The following is an 18,546-nucleotide window of genomic DNA, read 5'->3' as shown; positions in this document are numbered from 1 at the left end:
GCCAGCAGTTGGTGATGGTCTTGCTTTCGTGGTGGGCGTCGTCGTTCTAAGTGGGAAAACGTTGATGGTAAAATCAATTCACGGCCACAGAAACCCCGAGGCGGCGGCGAGACACGATAGCGTCGCGGAAATGGCGGATCCGAGTTCCGCTGTCGCGTTGCTTTCCAACGATCGGTACAGTGTCCTGGTTACAGCCGCCGGGGCGGGTTACGGAACATGGCAAGGGCTCGACATCACCCGGTGGCGCGAGGACAGCACCCGTGATTGCTGGGGCCAATTTTGTTACGTTCGGGATCTGACTGACAACGAGCTCTGGTCCATCGGAAAGCAGCCATTGTTTCGGTCCTCGAATGTCTATGAGCACGCCTTTTACGGAGACAGGGCCGAATTCCGCTGTCATGCCGGTGACATTGATATCCTCACGAAAATCTGTGTCGTACCCGATCTGGATGCGGAAGTGCGTATGCTCACGGTCACGAACCATGGCACACGGGAGCGAATCCTCGAACTGACAAGCTATGCCGAAGTTTGCCTGAACAATCGTCGCGCGGACATGGCGCATCCGGGTTTTGCCAAGCTTTTTGTCGAAACACGATATGACGAGGCGACAGGCGCCTTATTTGCGCGCCGCAGGCCCCGTGCTGCCGAGGAGAAAGCCACATGGGCAGTTCACGTTTCTTCATCGAACCCGCCGTCTTCCCAAGCGGTCCAATATGAAACCGATCGGCTGAGATTTCTTGGCCGGGGCCGGACAACGGCCAACCCCGTCGTATTCGACGCGGGTGCATCGCTCTCCGGAACGACTGGCCCCGTCCTCGATCCGATTTTCTGTCTGCGGCGGACGGTTCGTCTGGCGCCAGGCGCCAAGGCACGCGTGGCCTTTGTCACAGGCGCTACAGATGACAAGTCAGCCGTGCAACTCATCGCCGAAAGATATGCCAAGTTCGACACGGTCGAGCGAGCGTTCTCCGACGCTTCAGAGACATACGAAAATGAGCTTCGCACGTCGAACCTGAAATCTGGCGATGTCTCGCTGTTCAATCGGCTGGCCGGGAATGTCGTATTCGCGAACCCGGCCATGCGGCAGGCGGCTGGGCAGCCCCAGAGAGATCGATTGGATCGAACCGCTCTGTGGGCCCATGGTATCTCCGGCGACCTTCCGATCGTGCTTCTCCGAGCCATTGGCGACAGGGATGATGCCTTGGTTAGCCAAGTGACGATGGGCCACGATTTCGCCGGTCGTAGGGGCCTGAGATTCGACCTGGTACTACTCGACGACAGCGCAGCCAGCGCCAAGCGACAGACTGAAACGCTGCAGTCAGGCCCGCACGCCGAAATGATCGGCAAACCTGGCGGAATCTTTGTCCTTTCCGAACCCGATACCGAAAGCGATCACGTGGCGACCATCGCCGCGGCAGCGCGCATCGTCCTGCTGGGAAGCAGCGGCACACTTGCCCATCAGCTCAACCTGCCTTCCCCCGCTCTGCCACCTCTTTCACAGACGTTAGCCGTTCGGGTGAGCGGGCAACCTGCGGCCCCACATCCCGACGCGCTCGAGGATTTACAGCACTGGAACGGATTCGGGGGCTTCACGCCCGACGGACGCGAGTATGTCGTGCGCGTGGATGCGGTCAGCCCCAGAGCCCCCGCCTTGCCACCGGCGCCTTGGACCAATGTGATCGCAAATCCTAATTATGGCTGTCTGACAACCGAAGCCGGTCTTGGCTACACCTGGTCAGAGAACAGCCAGATGAACCGGCTGACGCCGTGGTCGAACGATCCGGTTACGGATGCACCGGGCGAGGTCCTCTATTTGCGGGATGAGGAAACCGGCGATGTCTGGACGCCGACGCCCCTACCGCTCGGTCCCGGTGCGGTCGTGACTGTTCGTCACGGCCAAGGTTACAGCCGGTATGCAAGTTACAGTCGTCATCTCAAGCAAGAGCTGACGGTATCGGTCGCGCCTAACGATCCGGTCAAAATCATGCGTCTCAGGCTTAGCAACGAGGACACCCGCGTTCGGCATGTGACCGCAACCTATTTCGCCGAGTGGGTGCTTGGGTCGCAGCGCGAAGAGACAGCAACGCGGATCGTCTGCGAGCGGGATGCCAGATCCGGTGCGATCGTAGCCAACAATCCCTGGGCCGGCGATTTTGCCGGAAAGCTGGCGTTTGCAGGCGCCAGTCAGCCGGCAAGGTCGGCCACGGCCGACCGTAGAGAGTTTCTCGGCAAATATGGTTTCGTGTTTCAGCCGTCGGCCCTGGAGCGAATAGATCTGGCGGAACGTTTTGGTCCGCTACTGGATCCCTGCGCCGCGCTGATGGTCGATATCTCCCTGCCCCCCGGCGAAAGCAGAGAGGTTGTCTTCGTCCTTGGAGAGGCTGCCGGCCTCGATGAGGTCCGTAGGCTCGTCCATGAGCATAGCGACCTCGAGCGCGCAGCCGCGAGCCTGTCGGCTGTCTGCCGCCAGTGGGATGACATTCTGAACACAATTCAGGTCTCGACGCCGGACGCGGGCTTGAACTTGATGATGAACCGCTGGCTGTTGTACCAGGTTTTGGCATGCCGCGTATGGGCGCGCACGTCCAACTATCAGTCTGGCGGCGCGTATGGATTCAGGGACCAACTGCAGGACGTGATGGCACTGGTCTACAGCGTGCCGAGCGAGGCCCGCTCACACATCCTGCGATCGGCGGCGCGCCAATTTGAGGAGGGGGATGTCCAGCACTGGTGGCACCCGCCATCTGGCGTCGGCGTTCGCACCCGGATCACCGACGACTTGTATTTCCTGCCTCTCGTCGTTCACCATTATGTCTCCACGACGGGCGACGTTCAACTGCTTGACGAGACTGTTCCCTTCATCACGTCACCGGTGCTGAGAGACGACCAGGAGGAAGACTTCAACCAACCAGCGACCAGCGAACAGTCCGGCACCATCTACGAGCATTGCGTCCGGGCGCTGGAGCATGGCTACCGTTTAGGCAGTCACGGACTTCCCCTTATGGGAACAGGTGACTGGAACGATGGCATGAATAAGGTCGGCGCCGAAGGCAAGGGCGAGAGCGTCTGGAACGGCTGGTTCTTTCTCACGGTCCTAAATTCATTTGCCACGATTTCAGCGTCACGCGGAGATGAAAGCCGTGCCGCCTGGTGCCGCGAACGAGCCGAGGCCCTGCGCATTGCCTTGGAAGCCAAAGCCTGGGACGGTGGCTGGTATCGCCGGGCATATTTTGACGATGGCACGCCGCTTGGGTCATCCCTGAACGACGAATGCCAGATCGACGCCATTCCGCAAGCCTGGGCCGTCATCTCCGGCGAGGCCGATGTGAAACGCACTTCGCAGGCAATGCGTGCGGTCCACGACCGGCTGGTGCGCCAGCAAGACAAGCTGATCAAGTTGTTCGACCCGCCTTTCGACGAAGGCGTGCTGCAGCCCGGTTACATCAAGGGCTATGTCCCCGGCATCCGTGAAAATGGCGGGCAATACACGCATGCGGCAACCTGGGTTGTCTGGGCGACGGCCTTGCAGGGCGACGGCGATCTCGCGCTAAAGCTTTGGAACCTGATCAATCCGATTTGTCATGGCGCGACGAGAGATCAAGTCGAATGCTACAAGGTGGAACCATATGCGGTCAGCGCCGATATCTACGGCGCGCCCCCACACACCGGGCGCGGTGGATGGACCTGGTACACTGGATCGGCCAGTTGGTTCTATCGCGCGGCGCTCGAGGCGATCCTTGGGTTTCGCCAGCAAGGGCGGTTGCTGCGGTTTGAACCGTGCGTTCCGGAAAGCTGGCCATCCTATGAGATCACATACCGAGCTGGATCGACGACCTATCGAATCCGTTTCGACAACGCAAAGGGCATCGGCCGAGGCGTCCATTCAGTCACGCTGGACGGTGAACCCGTCGCGAACGGAGCCGTCCGGCTTGCGGAAGACGGACGTACGCACGATGTCCACGTCATAGTCGGTTAGCGGCCATGCCCGAAACGCTCTCAACCGACGCCGATCTCGACCGCATGCCAACCGACCAGGATCTCGGTCGGCTGCAATTCACGACATTGTTGTACTATCTCCACTGCACGAACCCTGACAACGGCCTGGTGCGCGACAAGACAGAACCGAACGCCCCGGCAAGCATCGCGGCGATCGGCATGGCGCTGGCGACCATCCCCGTGGTTGTGGAGCGCGGCGTCCTCATCCGCGAATTTGCGGCAAAGATCACCCGCAGCCGCCTGAGATACCTGATGGCATGCCCGCAGGGACCTGAGCCGGATTCATCAGGTTACAAGGGCTTCTTCTATCATTTTCTGGATATCGAAACGGGCCGCCGAGTTTGGCAATGCGAGCTGTCGACAATCGACTCCGCCTTCCTGTTTGCGGGTGCCTTGACCGTTGCCACCTACTTTGATGGCGACACGGCCGACGAAGTGGAAATCCGCCAGCTCGCGATGGCGCTTTACGAGCGTGCAGACTGGAATTGGGCGTGCGATGGCGGGGCAACTTTGACGCACGGCTGGCGTCCCGAAAGTGGTTTCATCCCCTACAGGTGGCGTGGCTATGATGAAGGCCTGCTGCTCTACATCATTGGTTTGGGATCCCCAACTCACCCGTTGCCGCCCGAAACCTATGCCGCCTACACCGAGTCCTACGAATTGAGAAATATCTACGGCCGAGAGCTGCTGTATTCGGGGCCGCTTTTTACTCACCAACTGTCGCACATGTGGATAGACTTTCGAGGCATTCGAGATGCGTTCATGCGCCAACATGACACCGATTATTTCGAAAACAGCCGGCATGCGACGTATGTCCAGCAGGAATACGCAATTCGCAACCCGATGAACTTCGCAGGCTATGGGGAGCATTGTTGGGGATTCACCGCCTGCGATGGACCCGGCTGGGGCAAGCGAACGATCGATGGGGTCGATCGGGAGTTCTTCGACTACATTGCCCGAGGCGCCCCCTTCGGACCTGATGATGGGACCGTGGCGCCCTGGGTCGTTGTCGCCTCGCTGCCGTTCGCGCCGGAGATCGTCGTGCCGACGGTGGGCAATTTTGCGCGGATGAATCTCGGCATGAGCCGGCTTTACGGTTTCAAACCGTCGTTCAACCAGACCTATTCCATGGAAGCCAGTCCGACCGGATGGTGGGTAAGTCCCTATCACTTTGGCATTGACCAAGGACCGGTGGTGCTGATGATCGAAAACTATCGGACCGGCTTGCTCTGGAACATCATGCGCCAATGCAAGCCCATTGTGACCGGGTTGCGCCGAGCAGGTTTTTCGGGGGGATGGCTCTAGGTCGGATGTGTGTATCGTCTCGCGCGGATAGAGCCGACTACCGCCCTCGTTTCAAAGCAGAGGATGGGCTTCAGGTGAGGCGCCCGATTTCGAGGGGTCGAACAACGCATCGCCGGCTATTTCGTTCACCACGAAATCCCGTTTTTCGGCTCCAAGCGAAAGGAAGGCGCTCTCTTGGCTAGAGACTGGTCATCGTTGACATGGCTGCGGGACATATTCCCCGCGGCTGCCCTGTTTTGCGCGCTCGGCCTTATTAGTTTGCGCCAATTAATCCCTCATGAAAATTACATGCTGAACCGCTGGGCCACGTTTATCCGGTTCCTCGATGGCGGCCGCATCTGCTCGTCGAATTATTGTGCAGAGCGATCGCTGCGCGGCGTGGCTTTGGGAAGAAAAGCATGGCTGTTTGCCGGTTCTGACCGCGGTGGTCAGCGGGCCGCGATTTATAGCTTGATCGTCACAGCGAAAAATGAACCACATAATCCGCAGGCTTGGCTTGCCGATGTACTTGCCCGTATCGCCGACCATCCGGCCGGCATGACCGACGATTTTCTATCGTGGAATTGGAAGGCGCAAGGCCGGCAGCTATTGCTGCGGCCGCGTAAACAATTCCCGAAACAGCTCCTCTGACCGTTGCAGGCCTTCTTGACCGTGATTGGTCGGTAGTTCTTGCGGGCCATTTCAGTAAAGATCAGGCTCGGTTCGGTGCCCACGTCCAGCGACCATCCTCACTGTACTCAAGGACCGCGTGATACAGATCACGCGCGTCGTTGGCTTCTCCGCTATTGATGCAGGTGATCGAACGGTCGGAAAGGAGGCGCAGGATCTTGCGGAGTTTTTCGGACCCCAGCGTCGTGTCGACTCGATCCAGGAAGACGACCTGCGGCGGCGCGAGCAGAACTTTCGCAACGGCTAAGAGCTGCTGCTCAGTCAGCGAAAGCGACATTTCCCAGCCTTGTTCCTTATCCAACCCGCCCGCCTGGCTCACGACCCGTTCGAGATCAAGTTCGCGCAACACCTGGAACATTCGGTCATCCGAAATTTCGCCTGCATTCTCCAGAGGCACAAGAATCTGGCGCAACGTCCCTGGCGGCAGATAAGGGCGTTGCTTGAGAAACACGATGTCGTTGGAACCAGGGCGAATTATGCGCCCTGTGCCGGGCGTCGGAATGCCCGCCGTCGCTCTGAACAACGCCGTCCCCGGAGCCTGGCTAGGTCCGGTGAGCAACACGAGGGTCCCGAGCGGGATCGATACCGACAACTCCTTCAGCAGAGGAGTGCCGTTTGATGACAGCAAGGATAGCCGCTCGTAGGCCAAACACCCCCCTCGCTCGACAATCTCGATGGTCGACTCCGCGGTTGTTTGTGATTGTTCGATTGCCTCCAGTAAGGAGTTGAGCCGAGCGACCAGTACGGCAAAGTTCGAGATAGAGTGGAACTGGGTGACAATCAGCGAGAACGCGCCTACGAGCATCGCGAAGGCTGCGGCCGACTGTGTGATCACGCCAAACTCGATGTCTCCTCTTATGAATGCCGGAGCGACGATCAGAGCCGGAATAATCTGGATTAGCCAGTTATAGCCGGTGGTGAAGAACCCCACGTTGCGATTGACGGCCGTAATTCGGCGAAAGTTTGCGACCACATCGTCAAGTCGATGCGACAGGAGAATTTGCTGTCGCCCCTCGCCGCGCTCCAGGATGATCGACTCGGCGTTTTCCCGAACATGAATGAGGCTGGAGCGGAAGTTGGCCTCCTTGTCGAGTTGATCGTAGTTCAGATTGATCAGCGGCCGTCCGAGCAGAACCGTCAGATAAGAGCCGCTAGCCGCATAGAGGACAGCCACGACAAACAGCAATGGGCTGATTGACCACAGCACGCTGGAAAAGGCCACTATCGTCAGAGTGCCGTTGAACAGTAACAGGACAAAGGAGAGCGTCGTGCTGGTGAACGCGCGAACGTCATCCGCGATCCGCTGGTCCGGGTTGGTAAGTTGCCCCGAGACATCCAGGCGGTAATAGGTGCCATTGGCGAGATAAAGTGTCACAGCGCGCCGGGCTATAAATTCGCGCCAAAGTAGTGCCAGTCGTTCTTCGACAAATCGTGCGATGACCGAAAAAACTGTCAATGCAGCGAACACACCGACGTAAAAGATCGCTTGCCGGATGAACTCGGGGGTCTGGCGGTCTGCAATCGCGGTCATGAAGTTTCGGCCGACGTAGCTGTTGACAACGTTGAGGCCGCTTACGCCGAATAACAGCGCAGCGAGCCCCGCAAACATCAAATTGGCCTTCTTGCCGACATCGGAGCTCGAAAAATCCCGGACCGCGCGCGCAAAGCGAACTGCTGTTACCTTGAGCGGAATTTTCTGGCTATTCATGTCATCCTCCCTTTGGCAAACTCAATGACCTACGACCCAGCTGCAACCGGCGAACGATCGTCTTAACTTGAAATCGTCTTGCCGCTGCTTGACCCTAGGTCTCTATCGCGATTAGCCAGCATTCGACTTACGGAATTCCCGTCTGCTGTCATTTGCCCGCTCTGCTGTCCCATCGACTCCGCGCTCGAGCGAAGAACTGCTCCTCTGGGTTTTGCGGACCTTCCCGGGCAGCAACACGAAGGTCAGGATCGGGTCGAGAGCGGCTGAAGAAGCCGCCAAGCGCAATCCCAGCGTTTGCTTTCAGGACGTTGTGATGAGCGCAAGCGTATGGCGCGCGATCATCAGTTCCTCATCCGTCGGCAGAACATAGAGTGCAACGCGGCTTGCCGGAGCGGAAATGAGAGTCGCGCCCGCTTCATTGGCCGCGGGATCGAGTTCGGCGCCGAGCCAAGCAAGCCGTTCGCTGATGCGGGCGCGAATCTGGGCTGAGTTCTCCCCGACGCCGGCTGTAAACACGAATGCGTCGAGACCTCCGAGCGCGGCGGCAAGCGTGCCGACACTCAGCCCACAGCGATGGACGAAGTGATCGATCGCGAAGGCGGCACGCGCGTCGGCGCTGACAAGAAGATCGCGCATATCACCTGAGAAGCCGGAAAGGCCCTTCAGGCCGGACGACCTGTAGAGGAGATCGGTCACCTCCGCTGCGGTCATGCCCTTTTGATCGATCAAGTACAGAACGACACCGGGATCCATCTGTCCCGGCCGGGTGCTCATCGGCAAGCCGTCGAGCGCAGTGAAGCCCATCGTCGTCTCCACGCTGCGCGCCTCCTTCAGCGCACACATGGAGGCGCCGCTGCCGAGGTGGGCAACAATAACGCGTCCACCTGCGATGCCGGGCGCGACTTCGGTCAACCGCTCGGCGATATATTCGTAGGACAGGCCGTGGAAGCCGTATCGGCGCACGCCATGATCGTAATAGCTCGATGGCAAGGCGTAACAATCCGTATGCGGGGCGTGACCGCGATGGAAAGCCGTGTCGAAACAAGCGACCTGCGGCAGATCCGGATTGATCTCCATGGCGAGCCGGATGGGCGCCAGATTGTTTGGCTGGTGCAGCGGCGCAAGCTCCTGGAAAGTGGCGAGCGTGTCCAGGATGTCGTGGTTGATCAGGATCGGTTTTGCGTAGTCCGGACCGCCATGGACGACGCGGTGACCAATTGCCCGGAGCGTGAACCCCTCGAGGGTCTGCAACCAGGCACGGGTTTCGGAGATGGCCGCCGGCAGGTGGTCGACCACGTCTGGCGTATATCGGCGATCGACTAGGACCGTTCCATCGGCGGCGCTCGCCACGAGACGAGGTCGTATGCCGATGCCATCGATCTGGCCCCGGATGCAGCGTTTGGGGCCAGTGTCGGCGATCTCGAAGATCTGAAATTTCAGGCTCGACGAGCCTGCATTGATGACAAGAATTGCGTCCATAGCTCAGGCCGCCACTTCTATTTTACGCCGACGGGCGGCGGCGTAGAGCGTCGTGAGCGAGCACGATGCCAGTCGGCTGCGCACGGAAACCCGAATGCAAGATTAGCACAATTCCCGCGGCGTCGGCATGCCTCCATTGATCGTTGATCAGGGTTCTCATCTTACTGGCTGCTTTTTGTCACCGCGCATCTAAGTGGTCTCCCGGCCAGATAGTTCTCGAGGATTGGACTTGTGCCAAATGCCGGCCGCTTTTTGCGCGAAGTTGCTCCCCGTACGATGCGGAGCCGGGCTTTTATATTTGCTGAGGTCGCAGTAACGCTTCGGGTTTCGACCAATCCGCGCTACAATGAGGATACATGCACTTATCTTCTGCCCCATTTCGGGCTGCTCAGAAGGAGAGAGCTTGATGGCACGCATTACATTAAGACAGTTGCTCGATCACGCCGCAGAAAAATGCTACGGAGTGCCAGCATTCAATATCAACAATATGGAACAGGCCCTCGCGATTATGGAGGCGGCCGATTCGCTCGACGCGCCCGCGATCATGCAGGCTTCTCGGGGCGCCCGAGCCTATGCCAACGACATCATGCTGAAGCACATAATGGATGCCGTCGTCGAAATCTATCCCCACATCCCGGTCTGCGTGCACCTCGATCACGGCAACGCACCGTCCAGTTGCATAACCGCCATTCAAGCCGGCTTCACATCCGTCATGATGGACGGCTCGCTGAAGGCGGATGCCAAAACACCGGCCGATTGGGACTACAATGTCGGGGTCACCAAACAGGTGACGGAGATGGCTCATCTCGGCGGCGTTTCCGTGGAGGGAGAACTCGGCGTCCTAGGTTCGCTGGAGACCGGCATGGGCGAAGCCGAGGACGGCCACGGAGCCGAAGGCAAGCTCTCGCAAGATCAGCTTCTGACTAATCCGGACGAAGCTGTCAAATTCGTCCGCGAAACCAGGGTCGATGCGCTTGCGGTTGCGATGGGCGCATCGCACGGCGCCTACAAGTTCAGCCGCAAGCCGGACGGGTCGGTGCTGGCGATGAACGTCATCGAAGAAATTCACCGTAAGCTCCCGAACACACATCTCGTCATGCATGGCTCGTCCTCGGTCCCGATCGAACTGCAGGAGATCATCAACCAGTACGGCGGCCAGATGAAGCCGACATGGGGCGTGCCGGTCGAGGAAATACAGGGCGGTATCAAGAATGGTGTTCGCAAGATCAACATCGATACCGATGTCCGAATGGCGATGACCGGCCAGGTCCGGCGTATTCTGCAGGAAGACCCCAGCGAATTCGATCCACGCAAATATCTGAAGCCGGCGATGACGGCGCTGACGAAGCTCTGCAAGGAACGGTTCGAACAGTTCGGAACGGCGGGCAAGGCTTCGCAAATCCGGCCGATTCCCCTTTCGGAAATGGCAAAGCGTTACAACTCAGGCGCGCTAGACCCGACTTTTTATTGATAGCGAATGGGCAGCGGACGCCGGAGCGTCCGCTGCCCTGCCCTCTGCTATTTCATCCAGGCTCTGGCCATGGAAGTCTTCAACGACGTCACGACGTCGATCTCCGCGGCAAGTCGCTGTTCCGTCCATCCGAGCCCCGCTGCGGCAATCCCGCCGACCTCGCCCAGGCCTTCCATCCTCAGCGTTCCCTCAATCGCACGCGTGCTGCGCCTGAGCACGATGTCGGACAGTGGACGACGAGTTCCTGCGTGACGGCCACAACGATCTCGCCACCTCATTGCCGTGGTGACTCGTGAGTGCCATCATGAATGCCATGTGTGTACGCAGTGTCGCTTGCATCCGGGTGGGCGAATGAGGTTAGTGTCGCGGCAGTGGTCGCTATCTCAAAAACAAGATAAAGTACATGCCAACATCGATGGCACACAGCGGTAATTGACACCAATCGAATTCATACGTCTCCAGCTAATCCTGAACTGATGCCGGATTATGTAAGGACATGACCATCAGTTCCCACTGCAACCAATAATCATCGTCAGAGCGGTCGCCGTCACGCGTCTCTCATGGCTCGCCATGTGTCAGGGCCGACAATGGCCCCTCGATGCAGAGCGCAGGTGAAGGGTAAGCATGCACCGGGGGCATTCTTGGTACGGCAACGGACAGGAACGCAATTCCGGGGCCGTTTTTCCCAGCGAGAATTCATCGGTTCTTGGGACGAGGACACGCGATGAACCTGCTCGATACGCTTATACCGGCTGTTCAGAAATCCGAGCACGCTGTTACCGCGGCGATACCGTAAGGCGTGGCAATCGTCGGAAATGCCAGCCGTGCAAGGGCCAGTTTCAGATCTGGCGGTTGGCCTGGCTCAGTCGGTCGGTCCAGCAGGCCAGCAGACTGCTGCAAGACGCTGCCACGAGAAACAATCTGACGCCTCAGGCATCGCCAGTGCGGGCAAGGTGGGGCAAAAGTGCCCTTCAGCGAACGTGTCTATAAAGTCCGCTTTGGGTCGAAAGCGGAAATAATTGCCGCAATAGTCTTCCTGTTGACTGAGGCCCAAAGCCAGGGCACAAAGGTGACATCCACGGTCGCTCGCGGCGGGAAAACAGAGGGTATTTCGATAAGCCATTGAAATCATGTGAGAATCCATGTTCCCCAGCCAATTCTTGTTTTCCGCTTAACTAATTAGGCCCTGCGGCAACCGGAACAGTTATCCGCATCATTTTCCCGGATCATCGTCGGATTATCGCGTAAATAAATCGTGGGTCGCGTTCCTGCCTCCGGGAAGCTCTTTATTCGCTTCTATGAATCCCGTTCGGACGAATTTGCCATCCACCATTGGGTTGGCCGCCGATGGTCTCGATCGGTTCTTTTGTAACCGCGGATCTCGCTTGAATACGTAGAAGGCGCCACGAGGGCGCCTTCTCGGCTTTGGGAGTAGCAGCTCGTGCAGTTGCCAACTCCTAATGAACCGCATCTCGCGGGTTCGGGTCGCTTTATCCTTCCAGGATGGTTTTGACCGCGTCCAGCTTCCCGCTCATGTTCTGCTGCACTTGGATGAGCGAGCCATAGCTCAGGGGATTTTCCCCATGATCGCCTCCCGAACAATTCTCATGCAGCATATTGACCATAGTTCTCAACCCCTCTTGCACGGCGTCGATCTGTTGCCCGCGTTTGGCGATTTGCCAACGGCCAAGGCCACTCGTAGATCTCCCAGTTGCTTATTCACCTCGTTACTCTTTTTCACAAACGCTTTTCAAATAACCGCCGGGGTTCCTGGGTCCAGTTGAACTCAGCGTCGATGTCCTCAAGCCAGTCCGCATACCCCTGCTTGAATAGGTCGAGCAGCGAGGTCCAGTACGTGGAACGATCACCGCTTCTTTCCCAAAAGGTCTTTCAAGGCAGCATTGTCGAGCATCGCATCCGCCAGAAGTCGCTTCAGCTTCGTGTTCTCGTCCTCAAGCGTCTTCAGCCGCTTGGCCTCGGACATCTCCATGCCGCCGAACTTGGCCTTCCATTTATAGATGCTGGCATCGCTGACGCCATGCTTGCGGCAAAGCTCCGAGACCGGCGTGCCTGCCTCGTGCTCCTTAATATCACTTGCCAACACTGCCCGCGCTGAAACAAAGTGACTTGGAAATCCGACGATCAGGCGGCAAATCAGCGGATGAGACGAGTTTGAACGTCGCGATCGTGCCTACCGCTGGCCGAGAAGTGTCTTGACGCAAAGTACGATTTTCTATCCAACATGAGGTGTTTGGGACGCCAACACGGACGCATATGGAAATCGGTTTTGTTGCGGTTGCGGGTGTAGTTGGCTTTGCCGTCGGAAGTGGGCAAGGCAGTTTGGTTGACGGGCTCGTCACCGCCGTAGCAGCCATGGCTGTGGCATTTATATTTGTCACCCTCACCTGAAGCCCAGCATCCTCAGCGTGCAGAAGCTCTCTCGCTGGCGCGCTTCCTCGGCTGTGATCGATCCCGACTTTCATAATTATCGCCGAAATTCATTGGCATCTCACGCCGCAGTCGGTCTCAAATATACTGTATACGATCTTTTGCGGGCAGCTCTTGAGCCCGCCTCACATGGCGTGGTGAAATGGATGACATTGTCGGTGAGAACAGTGTGGATTTTGTATGGAACAGCTATGATCAGACGGAGCAGAAACTGTCTGGAAACGCTGTCGGAGCCTTCTCCTGCAGTTCGACGTAGCGAACCTCGATGTTCGGTCGATGGCGACGAACATATGGAGCTTCCCTCGCTCGGTGCGGACTTCGGCAATGTCAATGTGGAAGTAGCCGAGCGGATAGGCTTCGAACTTCTGGCGGGCCGGCTTGTCGCCTTCGACATCGGCAAGCTTGGAGATGCCATGCCGCTGAAGGCGACGATGCAGTGACGAGCGTGTCAGAGGGTTCCCGGGTTTCATTGCGGTGGAAGACGGTCATCGGCTGGCTTCTCTTCATGCAAGGCGTGTCTTCATGCAAGGCGGGGCATCCACCACTTCGGAGCGGCGTTTTCCCGCTCGAGATAGGCGTTGAGGATCGCCTCGTCGGTCTCGCCGTTGAGAGTATATTCCTTAGCGTGGATACCACCGCTGATGTAGAGGAGGTCGAGGCCGTAATTCAAGGCGCCGCGCACATCGGTCGGCATGCCGTCGCCGATCGCCAGCACGCGCTCGACCGGGAAATCGCCGCGAAGCTCGCGGGCAGCCGCAAGTGTTGCCTCGTAGATCGGCCGATGCGGCTTGCCGGCGATGCGGGTTTGGCCGCCAAGCTGCTGGTAATAGGCGGCTATGGCGCCGGCGCAGGGGATGATGCGATGGCCGCGTTCGACGACGAGATCGGGATTGGCGCAGATCATCGGCACGTCGCGGGCTTTGAAATCGAGAAGCATGTCGGTGTAATCCTCCGGCTTCTCAGTCTCGTCGTCGAAAAAGCCGGTGCAGACGAGCGATTGCGCTTCGCCCGCCGGCCGGCGCTCGATGTCGAGGCCATCAAGGAGCGGGCTGTTTCGCTCGTGGCCTAGCAGAAAGACCGTCTTCGGCCCTTCGGCGATCAAACCGCGCGTGACGTCGCCAGAGGTGACGATCCTGTCATAGGCGCTGTCGGGAACGCCGATCTGGCGCAACTGCTCGACCACCTGCCAGGAAAGGCGCGGCGAATTGGTGATGAGGACGACGGCGAGGCCGCTGTCGCGTACCGCTTCAAGGGCGGCTGCCGCCTTCGGGAACGGATCGACGCCGTTGTGAACGACGCCCCAGACATCGCAGAGCACCACATCATATCGACCTGATATCTCCGAGAAGTTTTTTATCCGCCTGGCCATTCCGATTTCCCGATTTGTTTCAATCACCGGTGACATTGCAAAGGCGCAAGACGATGGCAAGGAATTTTCTTCGCTGCCCGGCCCATGCGAAGAACTCGAACGCGATCCGACAGCAGCTTTCGAAATTGCAAATCTTGGAGACGGACGGAGCATCTAGGCTAGGGTCTAGCGCGCGGCACCGATGGCGGCTTAACCGCCCGCAAATTCCAACTTCCGCTGGCCTGATTTTGGGGCGGCTCATTTAAGAATTGCTTCGCGTTTGGGGATCAGGTCATCCTGCTTATGTCAGGCGTGCGACCGAGATGTTTTGTGAAGTATCGCATCATACTTGAGACATGCCATCGCATGTATTTCGGGTCGGTGTGGCTTGCGCGGCGAGCGTCGTGAACCACAGAGACCGTTGGCTGCAGAATGACCTTCCAGCCTGCCTTCCATAGCCTCGCACAGATGTCCACATCCTCGTAGTAGAGGAAGAAGCCTTCATCAAACCCGCCGACTTCAGCGAAGGCTTCGGACCGAAAAAGCATGAACATGCCAGCAGTCCAATCAACTGCTGAAGGTCGGTTCGGATCTATCGGAAATCTTCCATCACCGTTGCCCAACACCTTCCTGAGAAGCCCGGAAGGCGTAGGAAAGTATCGAGCGCTGTCTTCGAGGTTTCCCACGGGATTGACTATCAGAGGGGCTACAAGGCCGACCCTAGGGTCACCCATCGCCGCTTTCAGGTCGTCAAACGGATCCGCCTGAAGTCGGATGTCAGGATTTGCGACGCAGAACAAACTACTGTCGCAGCGCCTGAATGCCTGGTTGTGGTTTGCTCCGAAGCCCTTGGCAGAAGGGTTCTCGATTTGTAGGAGCGGATATCGTCTATCTCGAACAGGCCATTCTTCCGGAATGTTTTTAGTCACGACAACATTGAGCCCGGAACAGCGACGGTCTAAATCGTCCAGTAGCAGGTCCGCAATTTTGCCCTGTCCGTGGCTCACGATAGACACGCATAGATCGCTCATGCTCGCTTCAACCCTTCGAGGGTTTCTAGTGTCAGTTGGGCCGTGCGTTCCCAGGAGAATGATTTTGCCCGCTCGCGGCCTTGGGCGGACAGGGCGCCAAGCAGCTCTGGTTCCGTCAGCAGCCTCGCAAGTCCGCCACGGATGTCATCCACATTCGTCGGGTCGACAAGGATCGCCGCGCCTTCGGCGATCTCCGCGGTAGCGCCGGTATTGCTGGTCAACAGCGGTATTCCGCGCGCCATCGCTTCAACCACCGGCAAACCAAACCCTTCGTAGAGTGATGGATAGAGAAGGGCCCTAGCGCCTTGCAGCAGTTCTGCCAGAGTGGAATCGCTGACGTGCCCCAGAAAATCTATGGTATCGTTCGTCTTAAGGCTTTGTAGCAAGTCGCTCACCATCCATCCCGTGGCGCCGACGATAACAAGCCGCGTGTTGCCCCGTGTGGCATCATCGAGCATCTGCCAGGCGGCTAGCAATCGTGGAAGATTCTTTCGTGGCTCTAAAGTTCCGACGAAGAGGAGGTAGTCGCTTGAGTTGCGTTGGTCGCGGGGAGCCTGCGAATCCGAGCCCAGCTTGCGCGCCGCCAGCAGCGTGACGGTTGTCTTTCCTCTACTCTCTGGAATGATCCGTTTTAGGTCCGTTTCTGTGGTCCGCGACACCGCAAATACAGCCTGCGCCTTTGCCACTGACCGTTGCATAATTGCCGGAAAGTAAAAGCGCTTTAAGCGCTCGTGCACCTCGGGAAACAGTTGGAAGGTTAGGTCATGTATTGTGACGGCCATTGGCCTTTGCGAAGCCACCGGTAATACGAAGGCCGTCCCCCAATGCACATCGATTCCAAGTCGGCGCATATGCCATGGCATCATTAGCTGCTGCCAGATCACTCTGATATGGCGGTTGTTGGGTGCACGGACGAAACGAAACCGATGGTCCAACCCGGCTTCCGAGCAGAGCGAAACGGCCTTCTCGCTCGCGAAGATCGTGAACTCGTGGTTGATGGACCTATTTCGACTCCAGCGCGATAAGATCTCGATGAGATAGACCGATGTTCCAGTCTTGGGGCCGCCCAATCCGGTTGCGTCAATACTAATTCTCACGTCGCTCTCCGGTCTGAGGGCCCCCCATGAGGTCCTCTGCGGGGTAGATGAAGGGCGTTCCCGCGATAATGCCGTTGCATACGATGTCGAGCCCGGACGACTTGCCGGGTGCAAGGTCGTTTAGACTATCTATATGCACGGCGAATGGCGGCCAACCCTTTCGCTCCTTGATGCAATCGAGCGGGATCATGCGTCGAAAGAAGAAGTGATAAGCATATTTCTGCGCCCGTTCGATCGTGGTGTCGTCCAGCTTTTCCGGCAGCGGCAGGGCATCGAGCAAGCGCAGGTAATTTTCTTCCGAGGTTGCATCCATCGTAACGCCTTTGCCACGGATCCAGGCCTCACCGGCGACAATGACCGGTATTCCCATGGCCGAAAGCTCAACGCCCATTTTCGTGCCATAGATCAGGACGGCGTTGCAGTGAGACATGGCGACGTACGTACTTGCTTTGCTTTCGGGCGGAATGACGAAGACATTTGCCGGCAGGTTAGGAAACTGGCACCTAATTTCGTCAACGGCAGGCTGCCGGGATGGAAGCGTCCCTGTAAGTTCGGCCGGATGAACCCGTATCAGCAACTGCAGGTCGGGCCGCTTTTCGAAGTAGGCAATAGTCTTGATCAACCAGTCAACCATGTTCGGAAAGGCGTTTGCCTTGTAATGCAGCTGCGCGTCCCAAATCACGTTTGTGAGCAACCCGATGGTCGGACGTCGAAAATCAATGCCGATTTCTTCCTCAATCGAGCGGGTATCGAACTCCGGCTGATCGTGAAACTTCACCCAGTCTTGCTGGCCAACCCATCTGCTACGGAGATACTGCGTGATCTGCTGCTGCTGCATACCGTTCCAAGACATGTCCTCCCAAGACGATACCGGTTCGTTCATCAAGCCATGATGATAGGTTTCGTGGTGATTGAAGATAAAGCATCCTCGTCTGTAGGCCGGATGCCATGTCACCACGCGCACGCCGAGGTGTCGGGCTGTTTCCGATATGATGCCCTGAGGAACGTATATCCCGTGATTTAACACCACGGCATCGTACTGACCTTCGCCAAGCAGGCGGCGTGTGCCGTAATAGGTGAGAAGCGCCGCCTCCAGGTAGCGCCTCAGGATCGGTTCAGCTCCAGACACCTTCTCGAGGTCGCCTCTTGAAAAAAAACGAAGAGCGCCCGCCACGGCGTGCTCCCCGATAGGAATACCGTCCTCTTCATACGCCGCGAGCTCGCTTTGCGGCGTCTGCATTGAAATCGTCTTCGCCTTAGAGCGATCGCCGTCAGTCAGTTTCGAATTGAGCCCGATCGCGTTGAGGCCAGCACGGTCGAGCATTTCAGCCGATGGTCGGTAGCAGGTCACACAGCGGTCTTTTGGGCCATGCTTGACCAGCCTGTCGACGTCAGAATACCAACTGATCTCGCACATCATGCAGGCAGGCAGGGCCGCATCGCAGAGCAGGAAGTCAACACCGACGCCTCGAACCGCCAATGCCATTCCAAGCAGGCTTTCCATCGTCATCGACGGCAAGTGTCCGGCAGTGCCTGTTGCAATCAACACGCGCTTCGCGCCCTCGGTCAAAGGTGGGCGTATCGGGCCGAGCCCTGCTTGTGGCTGCAATGCCGCCCAGTCGGGCAGTCCACCGTGCCGCGCGCGCCATCTTGCATATGCGAGATGAAAGCGGCGATACCAGCTGTCGCGCAACAATCGGTTCCGAATGCCGCGCAAATCCGGCTTGAGCAGTCTGGCAGCTGCGGCAGAGAAGGTATCAATTTTCACTTGTCGTCTTCATTCGTTCACTAGACCGGCATCCGAGCCACCGATCAACTGAACGGAGTAGCTTTCGTTGCCAAAAATGATCGTTTCAACAAGCCAAAGAGCTCGGCGAACTTTGTTGACTTTGATCCCAGACAGCGAAATCGCAGACCTCACCGAACCTACCATGCCGCGACAAGGAAGTGCGCTACGCTTTGTAGTTTCTATGCAGCGACTGATGGCCTCATGC

Annotated in this window: 9 protein-coding genes and 3 pseudogenes; 4 read left to right on the top strand and 8 right to left on the bottom strand. The window is 58.0% G+C overall.

The features are described from left to right. The first annotated feature begins 64 nt into the window (after positions 1-64). From N2600_RS02375 to N2600_RS02365, 3 genes and pseudogenes are all read left to right on the top strand, one after another. Positions 65-3,976 (top strand): GH36-type glycosyl hydrolase domain-containing protein, encoded by a 3,912-nt coding sequence (locus tag N2600_RS02375; protein WP_260297852.1) that lies wholly within the window; start codon positions 65-67, stop codon positions 3,974-3,976. Between the two features lie 5 nt (positions 3,977-3,981). Then, positions 3,982-5,301 carry a glucoamylase family protein gene (locus tag N2600_RS02370; RefSeq protein WP_260297850.1) on the top strand — a complete coding sequence of 440 codons (1,320 nt, stop codon included), beginning with the start codon at positions 3,982-3,984 and terminating at the stop codon, positions 5,299-5,301. 282 nt (positions 5,302-5,583) lie between these two features. Further along, positions 5,584-5,906: pseudogene (locus N2600_RS02365) on the top strand (IS66 family transposase); the annotation flags it as partial. 86 nt (positions 5,907-5,992) lie between these two features. Here the strand turns inward: N2600_RS02365 and N2600_RS02360 are convergent. Both N2600_RS02360 and N2600_RS02355 read right to left on the bottom strand, forming a co-directional pair. Beyond that, the gene (locus N2600_RS02360; protein WP_260297849.1) at positions 5,993-7,678 is read right to left on the bottom strand and encodes an ABC transporter ATP-binding protein/permease; all 1,686 of its coding nucleotides are present in this window, start codon (positions 7,676-7,678) and stop codon (positions 5,993-5,995) included. Between the two features lie 300 nt (positions 7,679-7,978). After that, on the bottom strand, positions 7,979-9,157 hold the full coding sequence (locus N2600_RS02355) for an acetate/propionate family kinase (protein ID WP_260297847.1): 1,179 nt from the start codon (positions 9,155-9,157) through the stop codon (positions 7,979-7,981). A 406-nt stretch (positions 9,158-9,563) separates the two neighbouring features. On the opposite strand from N2600_RS02355, the gene fba reads away from it, so the two are divergent. Then, a complete protein-coding gene (gene fba / locus N2600_RS02350; protein WP_260110141.1) occupies positions 9,564-10,628 on the top strand; it encodes a class II fructose-bisphosphate aldolase in 1,065 nt (354 codons plus the stop codon). A gap of 1,870 nt (positions 10,629-12,498) precedes the next feature. Here fba and N2600_RS02345 read toward each other — a convergent pair. The 6 genes and pseudogenes from N2600_RS02345 to N2600_RS02320 form a co-directional block, all read right to left on the bottom strand. Then, positions 12,499-12,732: pseudogene (locus tag N2600_RS02345) on the bottom strand (transposase); the annotation flags it as partial. A gap of 480 nt (positions 12,733-13,212) precedes the next feature. Beyond that, a pseudogene (locus N2600_RS02340) lies at positions 13,213-13,528 on the bottom strand (IS481 family transposase); the annotation flags it as partial. Positions 13,529-13,596: 68 nt separating this feature from the next. Next, complete coding sequence (locus N2600_RS02335; RefSeq protein ID WP_260297846.1) at positions 13,597-14,445, bottom strand: TIGR01459 family HAD-type hydrolase; 849 nt, start codon at positions 14,443-14,445, stop codon at positions 13,597-13,599. 266 nt (positions 14,446-14,711) lie between these two features. Beyond that, positions 14,712-15,440: a glycosyltransferase gene (locus tag N2600_RS02330; protein ID WP_260297845.1), complete on the bottom strand. Its 729-nt coding sequence runs from the start codon at positions 15,438-15,440 to the stop codon at positions 14,712-14,714. A gap of 11 nt (positions 15,441-15,451) precedes the next feature. Further along, positions 15,452-16,552 carry a glycosyltransferase family 4 protein gene (locus N2600_RS02325; RefSeq protein ID WP_260297844.1) on the bottom strand — a complete coding sequence of 367 codons (1,101 nt, stop codon included), beginning with the start codon at positions 16,550-16,552 and terminating at the stop codon, positions 15,452-15,454. Beyond that, entirely contained in the window at positions 16,542-18,320 is a 1,779-nt protein-coding gene (locus tag N2600_RS02320) for a capsular polysaccharide export protein, LipB/KpsS family (protein ID WP_260297843.1), read from the bottom strand. Before N2600_RS02320 ends, N2600_RS02325 begins: the two co-directional genes overlap by 11 nt. Positions 18,321-18,546 lie beyond the last annotated feature (226 nt).

Source organism: Rhizobium sp. WSM1274, assembly GCF_025200775.1.
GTDB classification, from domain to species: Bacteria; Pseudomonadota; Alphaproteobacteria; order Rhizobiales; family Rhizobiaceae; genus Rhizobium; species Rhizobium leguminosarum_I.
The sequence above is the reverse complement of the archived record's forward strand: the minus strand, read 5'-3'. Positions and strand labels throughout refer to the sequence as shown.

Excerpts from the sequence above, each read along its gene's own strand:
- N2600_RS02375 (WP_260297852.1), top strand. The coding sequence starts at position 65 with ATGGTAAAATCAATTCACGGCCACAGAAACCCCGAGGCGGCGGCGAGA.
- N2600_RS02360 (WP_260297849.1), bottom strand. The coding sequence starts at position 7,678 with ATGAATAGCCAGAAAATTCCGCTCAAGGTAACAGCAGTTCGCTTTGCG.
- N2600_RS02370 (WP_260297850.1), top strand. The coding sequence starts at position 3,982 with ATGCCCGAAACGCTCTCAACCGACGCCGATCTCGACCGCATGCCAACC.
- N2600_RS02355 (WP_260297847.1), bottom strand. The coding sequence starts at position 9,157 with ATGGACGCAATTCTTGTCATCAATGCAGGCTCGTCGAGCCTGAAATTT.
- N2600_RS02335 (WP_260297846.1), bottom strand. The coding sequence starts at position 14,445 with ATGGCCAGGCGGATAAAAAACTTCTCGGAGATATCAGGTCGATATGAT.
- fba (WP_260110141.1), top strand. The coding sequence starts at position 9,564 with ATGGCACGCATTACATTAAGACAGTTGCTCGATCACGCCGCAGAAAAA.